Here is an 11,847-nt window from a genome sequence, read left to right as displayed (position 1 = left end):
CGCGCGCACCACCCCGCCCCGAAGGGAACCCCCATGCCGCTCGAAGCCGGCCTCCTGGAGATCCTCGCCTGCCCGGCCTGCCACGCCCCCCTCAAGGAACAGGACACCGAGCTGATCTGCACCGGACAGGACTGCGGCCTGGCGTACCCCGTCCGTGACGGCATCCCCGTCCTCCTCGTCGACGAGGCCCGCCGCCCCGCCTAACGACGACGACCCGGCGATCGGAGACTGCCGCCCATGCTCGACGAATCGCTGCTCGACACACCGGAGGCCCTCGCCGAGGCCGACCGCCGCGCCCTCCTGCGCGGCGCCGCCGAAGCGGGCGCCCGCGTCCGCACGGCCCTCCGGCACGCCACCGAGGCCGGCGTCAACGACCTCAAACCCGACGGCCGCCCCCGCGCGATCCTCATCGCGGGCCCCGGCGCCGCCGCCACCTGCGTCGCCGACCTCCTCGGCTCCCTCGCCGGCACCGGCTGCCCCGTCATCCGGCTCACCCCCACCGGCGTGGCCCCCGCCGCCGGCGCCCTGCGCTGGGAACTCCCCGGCTGGGCCGGCTCCGTGGACCTGCTCCTGATCGCCACCCCCGACGGCTCCGAACCGTCCCTCGCCCTGCTCGCCGAACAGGCCTACCGGCGCGGCGTCACCGTCGTCGCCGTCGCACCCGCCGGCGCCCTGCTCACCGAGTCGGTCAGCGCCTCGCACGGCCTCTTCGTGCCCATGGCGACCGCCCCCTACGAGCTGGACGAACAGCTGCCCGTCGCGGCCTCGGCCCCCGGCGTCCTGTGGGCCCTGTTCACCCCGCTCCTCGCGATCCTGGACCGCGCCGGCCTGATCTCCGCCCAGCCCGACGCCCTGGAGAAGGTCGCCGACCGCCTCGACCAGGTCGCCGAACGCTGCGGCCCCGCCATCGCGACCTACAGCAACCCCGCCAAGACCCTGGCCGCCGAACTCGCCGACTCCCTCCCGGTGATCTGGACCGAGGGCACCTCCGCGGGCCCGGCCGGCCACCGCTTCGTCGCCGCCCTCGCCGAGCTCTCCGGCACCCCTGCGGTCGTCGCCGACCTGCCCGAGGCGCTCGCCGCGCACAGCGCCCTGCTCGCCGGCCCGCTGGCCGCCAGCGCCGACCCCGACGACTTCTTCCGCGACCGCGTCGATGAGCCGCCTGCCCTGCACGCGCGCGTGGTGCTGCTCCGCGACCGCCCGATCGGCGGCCTCACCGCCGCCCCCGCCGCCCGTGACCTGGCCCTCAGCCACGACACCCCGATCAGTGAGCTCGAGCCGGAGCCCGGGGGCGAACTGGAGACCCTCGCCGAACTGATCGCCATCACGGATTTCGCCGCCGTTTACCTGGCGCTCGCCTCGCGGGCCCGATCATGACCACGACGCCCTGAGAGTCGTACGGGCGCACTGAGAGTCGTACGAGAGAACCGGCAGAGAGAAGCACGACGTACATGGACCGCCTCGACAACACCGTGCGCCCCTACGCCTGGGGTTCCCCCACCGCCATCCCCAAGCTGCTCGGCGTCGAGCCGACCGGTGAACCGCAGGCGGAGATGTGGATGGGAGCGCACCCGGGCGCACCCTCGCGCACCGCGCGCGGCACGCTCGTCGAGGTCATCGACGCCGACCCGAAGCGAGAGCTCGGCGAAAGCGCCGTCGCCAGGTTCGGCCCCCGCCTGCCCTTCCTCCTCAAGATCCTCGCCGCCGGCGCCCCGCTCTCCCTCCAGGTGCATCCCGACCTGGAGCAGGCGCGGGAGGGCTACGCCGACGAGGAACGCCGCAACATCCCCGTCGACGCCCCGTACCGCAACTACAAGGACGCCAACCACAAGCCCGAACTGATCTGCGCCCTCACCGAGTTCGACGGCCTGTGCGGCTTCCGCGACCCCGCCCGCGCCGCAGTCCTCCTCGAGGGTCTCGGCGTCGGTTCCCTCAAGCCGTACGTCGACGTCCTGCGCGCCCATCCCGAGGACGCGGCGCTGCGCGAGGTCCTCACCGCCGTACTGACCGCCGACCCCGAGGAGATGGCCCACACCGTCGCCGAGGCCGCGGCCGCCTGCGACCGCCTCGGCGGCGACTACGCCCCCTACGCGGGCATCGCCCACCACTACCCGGGCGACCCGGGCGTCATCGCCGCGATGCTCCTCAACCACGTCCGGCTCCAGCCCGGCGAGGCCCTGTTCCTCGGGGCCGGCATACCGCACGCCTACCTCAGCGGCCTCGGCGTCGAGATCATGGCCAACTCCGACAACGTCCTGCGCTGCGGCCTCACCCCCAAGCACGTCGACGTGCCCGAACTCCTGCGCATCGTCCGCTTCGAGGCCGGCGACCCCGGCGTCCTGCGCCCGGAGGCCGCCCCGGACGGCGAGGAGGTCTACGAGACCCCCATCGACGAGTTCCGCCTCTCCCGCCACGTCCTCCCCGAAGGGGGCGGCGCCCACGACCTCACCCGCGCGACCCCGCAGATCCTGCTCTGCACGGCTGGAACCGTCCGCGCGGGGGAACACGAACTGACGCCTGGCCGGTCGGTCTTCGTCCCGGCGGGCGAAAAGGCCGAGGTGTCCGGCGCCGGAACGGTCTTCCGGGCCACGGTCATCGCCTGACGATCCCGCTGCGAGGGCCGCGGACGGGCGGCCTGCCGCACCGCTGTCGGACCGGGCTGCAACAATGGCCCACCGGCAAAGGACGGGCAAAGCCACGACGAGGCAGGCACGACGAGGCACGCCCTGCACGGCGTACGTACGAAGGCGAAGGGACACTCCGGACAGATGAGCGCGTCAGGCGGCACCAAGGCGATCGTGGCGGCACTCGGCGCCAACCTCGCGATCGCGGTATCGAAGTTCGTGGCGTTCGCGTTCAGCGGCTCGTCGTCGATGCTCGCGGAGGGCGTGCACTCGCTCGCCGACTCCGGCAACCAGTTCCTCCTGCTGCTCGGCGGCAAGAAGGCCCAGCGCGAGGCCACCCCCCAACACCCCTTCGGCTACGGCCGCGAGCGCTACATCTACGCCTTCCTCGTCTCGATCGTCCTCTTCTCGGTCGGCGGCATGTTCGCCATCTACGAGGGCTACGAGAAGATCAAGCACCCGCACGAGATCGAGCACTGGTACTGGCCGGTGGGCGTCCTGGTCTTCGCGATCATCGCCGAGAGCTTCTCCTTCCGGACGGCCATCAAGGAGTCCAACCCGCTGCGCGGCGACCTCTCCTGGAAGGAGTTCGTCCGCCGCGCCAAGGCGCCCGAGCTCCCCGTCGTCCTCCTGGAGGACTTCGGCGCGCTCGTCGGCCTGATCCTCGCCCTCGGCGGCGTCGGCCTGGCGCTCCTCACCGGCGACGGAGTCTGGGACGGCATCGGCACCCTCTGCATCGGCATCCTGCTCATCCTGATCGCCCTCGTCCTGGCCGCCGAGACCAAGTCCCTGCTGCTCGGCGAGTCCGCAGGCGTCGAAGAGGTCAAGAGGATCGAGACCGCGATCGTCGACGGCGACACCGTCACCGGCATCATCCACATGCGCACGCTCCACCTCGGCCCCGAGGAACTGCTCGTCGCCGCCAAGATCGCCGTCCAGCACGACGACACGGCCGCCGAGGTCGCCTCCGCCATCAACGCCGCCGAGGCCCGTATCCGCGAGTCCGTGCCGATCGCCCGCGTGATCTACCTCGAACCCGACATCTACAGCGAGGCCGAGGCCGCCAAGGGCCCCGACCGCGAGGCGACCCCCGGGGGACCGGCCCAGCACCCCACCGAGCACTGAGCTCCCCGCACACACGCCGAAGGGGCCCGCCGAGCACATCGGCGGGCCCCTTCGCACGTCCCCTCGGTCCCGCACTCAGACGTGCGTGGGCCAAGCCGGCCGCACCGGGACCGGCGCGGCCGTCGCACGACCACGGCGGCGATCCCGAGGCCCAGCCCCGTCAGCGCCATGACCAGCCCGAGCAGCGAGGCCAGGCCGAGCACCACGTCACCCCGCCGCACCTCGTCCCCGTCGACCTTCTGGCCCGTACGGGCCTGCGGGCCGGCTACCAGAGCAGCACGGTCACCAGCGACAGCACGGCACCGTAGCGGCGGACCGTGAACAGCCTGTGCGGCCCGAGGCAGGCCCGCGACTACCGGATCTCGCCCAGGACGTCGAGGACGGCCCGCTCGTCCGGCGCCGCCAGCAACCGCTCCCGGAACCCGGCGTCCATCAGCTTGCGCGACAGCAACGCCAGGATCCGCAGATGCTCGTCCCCCGCGGCCGCCTCCGGTACGGCGATCATGAACACCAGCCGGGCCTTCGTACCGTCAGGCGAGCCCCACTCGATGCCCTCGGCGGACCGCGCGAACCCGACGACCGGCGCGGTCACCGCGTCCGTCTTCGCGTGCGGTATCGCGATCTCCTCGCCGAGCCCGGTCGTGCCCTGCTCCTCACGCCGCAGCGCCGTCCGCACCAACGCGTCGACATCAGCGACCCGCCCGGTCCGGGCCAACAGCCCCGCCATCTCCCGGATCGCGGCCTCCTTGTCGGCGACCTCGAGCCGGACCTCGACGGTCTGCCCGGTGAGATACCCGGAGAGGACCTCTGGTTCGGCGTCTCCTTCCGGGACTGTCCGGCCGGCCTCGTCGGCGGCCGTCTCCACAGACCCACGAGTGGCGTCGTCGGCCTCAGGGACCCGCGCGGCCCGTTCGCCCACGGCCGCTTCCGCACTCCGCTGCGACACGACCACACCGCCGCCCGGCGCCCCCACACCGGCTCCGACCAGCACGGGCTCGGAACCGGCCGGGCCCAGGCCGGCGTCCGGCGCCCCGGGGCGCCCGCGCTCGCCGAAGCCCAGCAGCAGGACCGTCGTCACCGCGGTCACCACCGTGCCGATCACCACCGCCACGAAGAACATCGGTACGCCGCTCACCGCGCCCAGCACCGCCACGATCGGCCCTCCGTGCGGCACCGCGTCCTCCACCCCGGCGAGCCCGGCCACCGCACCGGCCACCGCGCCGCCGAGCATGTTGGCGGGGATGACCTGCGCCGGTCGCGCCGCCGCGAACGGGATCGCGCCCTCGGAGATGCCGAAGCAGCCCATGAACAGCGCGGCCAGCCCCGTCTCCCGCTCCTGCTCGGTGTACAGCCGCCTGCGGATCAGCGTGGCCAGCCCCTGCCCCAGCGGCATCACGGGGATCGCGGCCGCGCACATGCCCATGACCGTCTGGTTGCCGGTCGCGATGAGCCCCGCACCGAACAGGAACGCCGTCTTGTTGACCGGTCCGCCCATGTCGAACGCGATCATCAGCCCGAGGATCGCACCCAGCAGCACCGCACTCGTGCCCGTCATCCCGCTGAGCCAGCTGGTCAGGTGCTCGAACACCCAGGAGATCGGCTTGCCGATGACGTAGATGAAGAACAGCCCCAGCGCCGTGGTCGCCACGATCGGGATCACGATGATCGGCATGATCGGCTGCGCGAACTTCGGGACCTTCACCTGCTTGATCCCCAGCACCAGATACCCGGCGAGGAACCCGGTCACGATCGCCCCGATGAACCCGGCCCCGGCCTCCGAGTCGTACAGCGCACCGGTGTTGGCGATCCACCCGCCGATCATGCCCGGCACGAGCGCGGGCCGGTCGGCTATGGCGTACGCGATGTAGCCGGACAGGATCGGGATCATCAACTGGAACCCGATGACACCGATCTCGTTCACATGGGCCCAGAAGCTGCCCTCCGGGATCACATAGCCCTTGGCCGTCGCATCACCCCCGAGCGCGAGCGAGACCGCGATCAGCAGACCGCCCACGACCACGAACGGGATCATGTACGAGACGCCGTTCATCAGCGCCTTGTACACCGCGCTCCGCTCACCGCCCCGGCCCCCGCCCATCGGCGACGGCGACGACGGTGCACCGTCCGCCGTGTGCACGGGCGCGGACCTCACCTGCTCGATCAGTTGCTCGGGGTGACGGATCCCCTCGGCGACCCCGACGGTCAGAACCCGCTTGCCCACGAAACGGCTCAGGTCCACGTCCTTGTCCGCCGCGACGATGATGCCGTCGGCGGTCCTGACATCGTTGTCGTCGAGGACGTTCTCGGCCCCGATGGATCCCTGTGTCTCCACCTTCATGTCGATACCGCGGCTCTCGGCGGCCTGCGCGAGCTTCTCCGCCGCCATGTACGTGTGCGCGATGCCGGTCGGACAGGCGGTCACCGCGAGCAGTTTGAGCCTCTTCCGCTCGCCGTCGTCGCTGCCCGTGGGGGGAGGGCCGGCCGGACTGGTCACATCGATCTCCTCACGCCTTCGTCACACGGGCCGCCGTCCCGGACGCCCCGCAAGATCGATCGCTTGTGCCGATCTCCCCGCATCCTGCCAACACCTGCCCCCACGCTCAAAGGACAGGCACAAGCACGCAAAAGTCCCTGGTCCTCCGGGCCCGCCACCGCTGCTCCACCCCTCGCGGGCCTCCCCTCCCGCAAACAGGGGACACCGAACGACCGCCGTAGTTGGCAGGATGTCTGCGAAGGAGGACTGGGGCGGCCGGGGCGACCGGTGTTAGCTTGGGACGGAGCCAGACGTCGCTGCTGATGGCGGTCGGGCGGTCCCACCGCGGACCGACCGAGGGAGAGAGGGCCTCCGACGGACTGCGCTGCGCGTACGGGGGCATGCCTGTGTCCTCCTTCGGGCACCCGTGTGTCCGCCGCCGCGCAGACCAGCCGTACCCACCTCGCCCCCAACCCCGAGGAGCAGCTCGTAATGACGACTGTCGACAACCGACAGGACTTCAAGGTCGCCGACCTCTCCCTGGCCGAGTTCGGCCGCAAGGAGATCACCCTCGCCGAGCACGAGATGCCCGGCCTGATGGCGATCCGCAGGGAGTACGCCGAGGCGCAGCCCCTCGCCGGTGCCCGTGTCACCGGCTCCCTCCACATGACCGTGCAGACGGCCGTCCTGATCGAGACCCTGACCGCCCTGGGCGCGCGGGTCCGCTGGGCGTCCTGCAACATCTTCTCCACCCAGGACCACGCGGCCGCCGCCATCGCCGTCGGCCCGAACGGCACCCCGGACAACCCCCAGGGCATCCCGGTCTTCGCCTGGAAGGGCGAGACCCTGGAGGAGTACTGGTGGTGCACCGAGCAGGCCCTGACCTGGCCGGACAGCCCCACCGGCGGCCCGAACATGATCCTCGACGACGGTGGTGACGCCACCCTCCTCGTCCACAAGGGCGTCGAGTACGAGAAGGACGGCAAGGTCCCCTCCCTCGACACCGCCGAGTCCGACGAGCACCGCGTCATCCTCGAACTGCTGCACCGCACCATCACGGACGGCTCGCAGAAGTGGACCCAGCTCTCCTCCGAGATCCGCGGCGTGACCGAGGAGACCACGACCGGCGTCCACCGCCTGTACGAGATGCAGCGCGACGGCGTCCTCCTGTTCCCCGCGATCAACGTCAACGACGCCGTCACCAAGTCGAAGTTCGACAACAAGTACGGCTGCCGCCACTCCCTGATCGACGGCATCAACCGCGCCACCGACGTCCTCATCGGCGGCAAGACCGCGGTCGTCTTCGGTTACGGCGACGTGGGCAAGGGCTGCGCGGAGTCCCTGCGCGGACAGGGCGCCCGGGTCATCGTCACCGAGATCGACCCGATCTGCGCCCTCCAGGCGGCGATGGACGGCTACCAGGTCACGACCCTCGACGAGGTCATCGACAAGGCCGACATCTTCGTCACCACGACCGGCAACAAGGACATCATCATGGCCTCGGACATGGCCAAGATGAAGCACCAGGCCATCGTCGGCAACATCGGTCACTTCGACAACGAGATCGACATGGCCGGCCTCGCGAAGATCCCGGGCATCGTCAAGGACGAGGTCAAGCCGCAGGTCCACACCTGGACGTTCCCCGACGGCAAGGTGCTCATCGTCCTGTCCGAGGGCCGCCTGCTGAACCTGGGCAACGCCACCGGTCACCCGTCGTTCGTGATGTCCAACTCCTTCGCGGACCAGACCCTGGCCCAGATCGAGCTGTTCACCAAGCCCGACGAGTACCCGACCGGCGTCTACGTGCTCCCCAAGCACCTCGACGAGAAGGTCGCCCGCCTCCACCTGGACGCGCTCGGCGTGAAGCTCACCAAGCTGCGCCCCGAGCAGGCCTCGTACATCGGCGTAGAGGTCGAGGGCCCCTTCAAGTCGGACCACTACCGCTACTGAGCCGGTAGTGAGCGAGTCGGTAGCCCCGCCCGCTGTGGGCGCGTCCGTGCGCTGACGCGCCCACAGCGGCAGGTCCTCCGAGGCAGGCCCCCGCACCCCCGTGCCGGGGGCCTGCCCCTTTGGCCTTCGGCCGCACCGATCCCGGTCAGCCCGTCAAGATCCAGGACCCCCATGCCCCGCGGCCGTTATTCGCTCCACGATCCGCACGATCACACCCCCCTCGCAGAAGAGCACTTCCAGTGCGCCCCCGGCCCTTCCGGCTGGCGCTACGTCTCCCAACTGACCACCCCCTCGGGCGACCACTCCGGCTCCGTCGACCTCACCCTCGACGAACTCGGCCGCCCCATCCGCCTCGAACTCCACGCGAGAAGCTGGCAGGTCCGCGGCGCCGCCCTGGACGGCGTCACCTGGGTCCGCACCGACCCCACCGGCACTCAGGCCACGGAGGGCAACGTCCTCGCCCACGCCTTCACCGGCACGTCCCCCGCGTTTCTCATCGCCACCGCCCGTCTCCTACGCCTCACCCCTTCCGCCGCGGCAACCCGCGTACGCCTCGTCGCCTTCACCGACCCGGTCCTCGCCCCGCGCACCGTCGACCAGTCCTGGGCCCTGGTGAAGAGCGAAGCACACGCCACTGACAACGGCCCCCTGACCGTGGACGAATACCAGGTCACAGCCCTGGACACCGGCGAACGGCACACCGTGCACATCGCCGGCGACGTGGTCCTCGCGGCACCCGGCATCGAGCTGGAGGACCTGGAGTCACCGCCGTCGGTGTTCGAGTGAGGCGGCGGTGCCGGGGTCAAGCCGGCGACTGAGCGGCCGGCCTGCCGTGCGGTCGGGCGGAGTCACGCCGGCGGCACGAATCCGGTGGCGGGGCGATCGGCCGGCGGCTCGTCCTTGCGGGCCGGGGGTGCGCCCACGGAAGCCGAAGTCTGAGGCTGCGCGGGGTGATGCCCGGGGTGATGCCCAGGGAAGGGCGCCGTGGCGGGCGGCAGAGGAGCGCCCGCCGGCGGCTGCTGGCCGGCAGGAGGCCCGTACGCTCCCGGCATACCCACTGCGGCTCCGGGCCCGGCCGCCTGGCCCACGACGGGGCCGCTCCCCGCCGCCCGCGGACCAGCCGCCGGATCGTTCCCGAAGGCCCGTCGCGCCTCCCGCACCTGCCGTTCCTGCACCACGGCCGCCAGATACGCGGCCGGCGGAACTCCCGGCGGCACCGGAGTGCCCGTACGGGTCGAGAGGTCGGCGGCGAGCCGTTCCGCCATCGTCCAACCCACCGCCGGATCCAACTGCTGCATCCGACCCAGGTACTGCCGGATCGCGAGCCACAGCGCATCGGGAACCGCCGACAGATCGAGCCCGGAGAAGCGACCGGCGAGCCAGGGCGGAGGAGGCGGCACGAAGCCCGCGTGCCCGACGGGTACCCGCTCCCGCACCACCAGCGTCCCCGCGAACACGTCACCGAGCCGTCGCCCCCGCGCCGAGACGAGCGACGCGATACAGGCGACGACTCCGAACGTCATCAGGATCTCGACCACGCCGATAGCGCCCCGCACCAGCGCGTGCCGGAACCGTATCGGCCCTCCGTCATCCCGAACCACGCGCAGCCCGCACGCCAGCTTCCCGAGCGAACGCCCATGGCTGAGCGTCTCCACCGCGATCGGACCACCCACCAGCACAAGCAGGAACGCGGCGATGGACAACGCGATCTGCGCGGCCTCGTCCAGGGAAGCCGCGGACACCACCAGAACCATGGTCACGACGATGTAGGCGAACATGGCCACCAGAAGATCCAGCACGATGGCCAAGGCCCTGCTGGGCAGCTTCGCGGGGCGCAGCTCCAACGCCACCGCCTCGCCGGTAACCAGCTCACTCACGTCCGCCGTCCCTTCCCCTGCTCTGCCCCGGTGACGGCCAGTCTGCCAAGCTGAGGACGCATCGCGCCGCAGTACGACAAGCTGACGCTCAAGACCGGTCGTCGACGAGCAGCCGAGGAGCAGGAAAACCGATGGACCTCGACGTCTTCGTCTCCGCCCACCGAGCCGAGTGGGACCGCCTCGAGGCCCTCCTCCGACGTCAGCGCCGCCTCACCGGCACGGAGGCCGACGAACTCGTCGCCCTCTACCAACGCACCGCCACCCACCTCTCCCTGATCCAGTCCAGCGCACCCGACCCGCAGCTCACCGGCCGACTCAGTCAGCTGGTGGCACGCGCGCGCGGGGCGGTGACAGGAAACCGGCGCGCCTCCTGGCGCGACGTGACGCGTTTCCTCGGCCACGGCTTCCCCGCCGCGGTCTACCGGTCGCGCCATTGGTGGGTACCCACCGCGCTGCTCTCGACCGCCGTCGCCATCCTCCTGGGCTGGTGGATCGGCACCCACCCCGAAGTCCAGTCCACCATCGCGGCCCCCAGCGAACTGCGTGAGCTCACCCGCCCCGGCGGAGAGTACGAGACGTACTACTCGAGCCACCCCGCGGCCGCCTTCGCCGCCCAGGTATGGACGAACAACGCCCAAGCCGCCGCGATGTGCCTGGTCCTGGGCGTCTTCCTGGGCCTCCCCGTCCTCTGGATCCTCTTCCAGAACATGCTCAACCTGGGCGTCGGCTTGGGCCTGATGTCCTCGGTCGGCCGCCTCGACACCTTCCTCGGCCTGGTCCTCCCGCACGGTCTGCTCGAACTCACAGCGGTCTTCGTCGCCGCGGGCACCGGGCTCCGCCTCGGCTGGACCCTCATCGACCCGGGCCCGCGCACCCGACGCACAGCCCTCGCCGAGGAGGGCCGCGCCGCCGTCGGCATGGCCATCGGCCTCGCCCTGGTGCTCTTCGTCTCGGGCGCCATAGAAGGCTTCGTCACCCCGTCGGGCCTCCCCACCTGGGCCCGCATCGGCATCGGCGTCGCCGCCGAGCTGGCCTTCCTCGTCTACGTCTATGTCCTGGGCGGTCGAGCGGCCCGCGCCGGAGACACCGGCGACGTCGAGGAAGCCGAGCGCAGCGCGACCGTCCCGACAGCCGCGTGATGTGCGGACGGCCCAACCGAACTGCTACTGTTCCCTTCGCCCCACAAGAGCCGTTGACACGGAGCGCGTGGGGAGGTAGATTCGAACAGTTGCCTGGAACCAGGTTCACCGGTCGGCAACAGTGAGTAACCTATCTACTTCCGGAAACATCGATCATCGATCGTTGATTTCAAGGAAGTCCCTCCCGATGATTCGGAAACAGACGGTCGGTCAAAGCGACCTGAAGCTTCTGATAAAGTCGGAACCGCCGGAAAGGGAAACGCGAGAGCGGGAACCTGGAAAGCACCGAGGAAATCGGATCGGAAAAAGATCTGATAGAGTCGGAAACGCAAGACCGAAGGGAAGCGCCCGGAGGAAAGCCCGAGAGGGTGAGTACAAAGGAAGCGTCCGTTCCTTGAGAACTCAACAGCGTGCCAAAAGTCAACGCCAGATATGTTGATACCCCGTCTCTCCCGCTCGGGAGGACGAGGTTCCTTTGAAAAAACACAGCGAGGACGCTGTGTGCGAGGGGATTATTCCTCCCCTCGCACCGCTCTCGTGATGTGTCATCCCGATTACGGGAAAACATTCACGGAGAGTTTGATCCTGGCTCAGGACGAACGCTGGCGGCGTGCTTAACACATGCAAGTCGAACGATGAAGCCCTTCGGGGTGGATTAG

At 70.5% G+C, this 11,847-nt stretch carries 9 protein-coding genes and 1 rRNA gene; 8 read left to right on the top strand and 2 right to left on the bottom strand.

All coding sequences use genetic code 11. The features are described from left to right. Positions 1-33 precede the first annotated feature (33 nt). The 4 genes from ACFYWX_RS17755 to ACFYWX_RS17740 all read left to right on the top strand — a co-directional run bounded on the left by ACFYWX_RS17755 (position 34) and on the right by ACFYWX_RS17740 (position 3,749). Positions 34-204, top strand: a complete 171-nt coding sequence (locus ACFYWX_RS17755) for a Trm112 family protein (protein ID WP_007382472.1) — start codon at positions 34-36, stop codon at positions 202-204. Between the two features lie 33 nt (positions 205-237). Beyond that, positions 238-1,377 carry an SIS domain-containing protein gene (locus ACFYWX_RS17750; protein WP_389424965.1) on the top strand — a complete coding sequence of 380 codons (1,140 nt, stop codon included), beginning with the start codon at positions 238-240 and terminating at the stop codon, positions 1,375-1,377. A gap of 74 nt (positions 1,378-1,451) precedes the next feature. Beyond that, positions 1,452-2,603 carry a mannose-6-phosphate isomerase, class I gene (manA, locus tag ACFYWX_RS17745; protein WP_389424964.1) on the top strand — a complete coding sequence of 384 codons (1,152 nt, stop codon included), beginning with the start codon at positions 1,452-1,454 and terminating at the stop codon, positions 2,601-2,603. 165 nt (positions 2,604-2,768) lie between these two features. Beyond that, entirely contained in the window at positions 2,769-3,749 is a 981-nt protein-coding gene (locus tag ACFYWX_RS17740; protein WP_389424963.1) for a cation diffusion facilitator family transporter, read from the top strand. 352 nt (positions 3,750-4,101) lie between these two features. Here the strand turns inward: ACFYWX_RS17740 and ACFYWX_RS17735 are convergent, their stop codons facing one another. Further along, positions 4,102-6,243, bottom strand: a complete 2,142-nt coding sequence (locus ACFYWX_RS17735; RefSeq protein ID WP_389424962.1) for a fructose-specific PTS transporter subunit EIIC — start codon at positions 6,241-6,243, stop codon at positions 4,102-4,104. A 471-nt stretch (positions 6,244-6,714) separates the two neighbouring features. Here ACFYWX_RS17735 and ahcY point away from each other — a divergent pair, with 471 nt between their 5' ends. Together ahcY and ACFYWX_RS17725 are read left to right on the top strand one after the other, a co-directional pair. Further along, positions 6,715-8,172, top strand: coding sequence for an adenosylhomocysteinase (ahcY, locus tag ACFYWX_RS17730; protein WP_389424961.1), 1,458 nt, complete (start codon positions 6,715-6,717; stop codon positions 8,170-8,172). 171 nt (positions 8,173-8,343) lie between these two features. Continuing rightward, a complete protein-coding gene (locus tag ACFYWX_RS17725; protein WP_389424960.1) occupies positions 8,344-8,958 on the top strand; it encodes a hypothetical protein in 615 nt (204 codons plus the stop codon). 62 nt (positions 8,959-9,020) lie between these two features. Here ACFYWX_RS17725 and ACFYWX_RS17720 read toward each other — a convergent pair whose 3' ends face one another. Next, complete coding sequence (locus ACFYWX_RS17720; protein ID WP_389424959.1) at positions 9,021-10,049, bottom strand: RDD family protein; 1,029 nt, start codon at positions 10,047-10,049, stop codon at positions 9,021-9,023. 131 nt (positions 10,050-10,180) lie between these two features. Here ACFYWX_RS17720 and ACFYWX_RS17715 point away from each other — a divergent pair, with 131 nt between their 5' ends. Beyond that, positions 10,181-11,188, top strand: coding sequence for a stage II sporulation protein M (locus ACFYWX_RS17715; RefSeq protein ID WP_389424958.1), 1,008 nt, complete (start codon positions 10,181-10,183; stop codon positions 11,186-11,188). A 567-nt stretch (positions 11,189-11,755) separates the two neighbouring features. Continuing rightward, a 16S ribosomal RNA gene (locus ACFYWX_RS17710) occupies positions 11,756-11,847 on the top strand; the annotation flags it as partial.

It is taken from the genome of Streptomyces sp. NPDC002888 (genome assembly GCF_042888465.1).
GTDB lineage: Bacteria > Actinomycetota > Actinomycetes > Streptomycetales > Streptomycetaceae > Streptomyces.
Note: the sequence above shows the minus strand (reverse complement) of the source record. Positions and strands in the feature narration are given on the sequence as shown.

What these genes read in the sequence shown, in the direction of transcription:
- ACFYWX_RS17755 (WP_007382472.1), top strand. Translation starts at nt 34, where the DNA reads ATGCCGCTCGAAGCCGGCCTCCTGGAGATCCTCGCCTGCCCGGCCTGC.
- ACFYWX_RS17750 (WP_389424965.1), top strand. Translation starts at nt 238, where the DNA reads ATGCTCGACGAATCGCTGCTCGACACACCGGAGGCCCTCGCCGAGGCC.
- manA (WP_389424964.1), top strand. Translation starts at nt 1,452, where the DNA reads ATGGACCGCCTCGACAACACCGTGCGCCCCTACGCCTGGGGTTCCCCC.
- ACFYWX_RS17740 (WP_389424963.1), top strand. Translation starts at nt 2,769, where the DNA reads ATGAGCGCGTCAGGCGGCACCAAGGCGATCGTGGCGGCACTCGGCGCC.
- ahcY (WP_389424961.1), top strand. Translation starts at nt 6,715, where the DNA reads ATGACGACTGTCGACAACCGACAGGACTTCAAGGTCGCCGACCTCTCC.
- ACFYWX_RS17725 (WP_389424960.1), top strand. Translation starts at nt 8,344, where the DNA reads ATGCCCCGCGGCCGTTATTCGCTCCACGATCCGCACGATCACACCCCC.
- ACFYWX_RS17715 (WP_389424958.1), top strand. Translation starts at nt 10,181, where the DNA reads ATGGACCTCGACGTCTTCGTCTCCGCCCACCGAGCCGAGTGGGACCGC.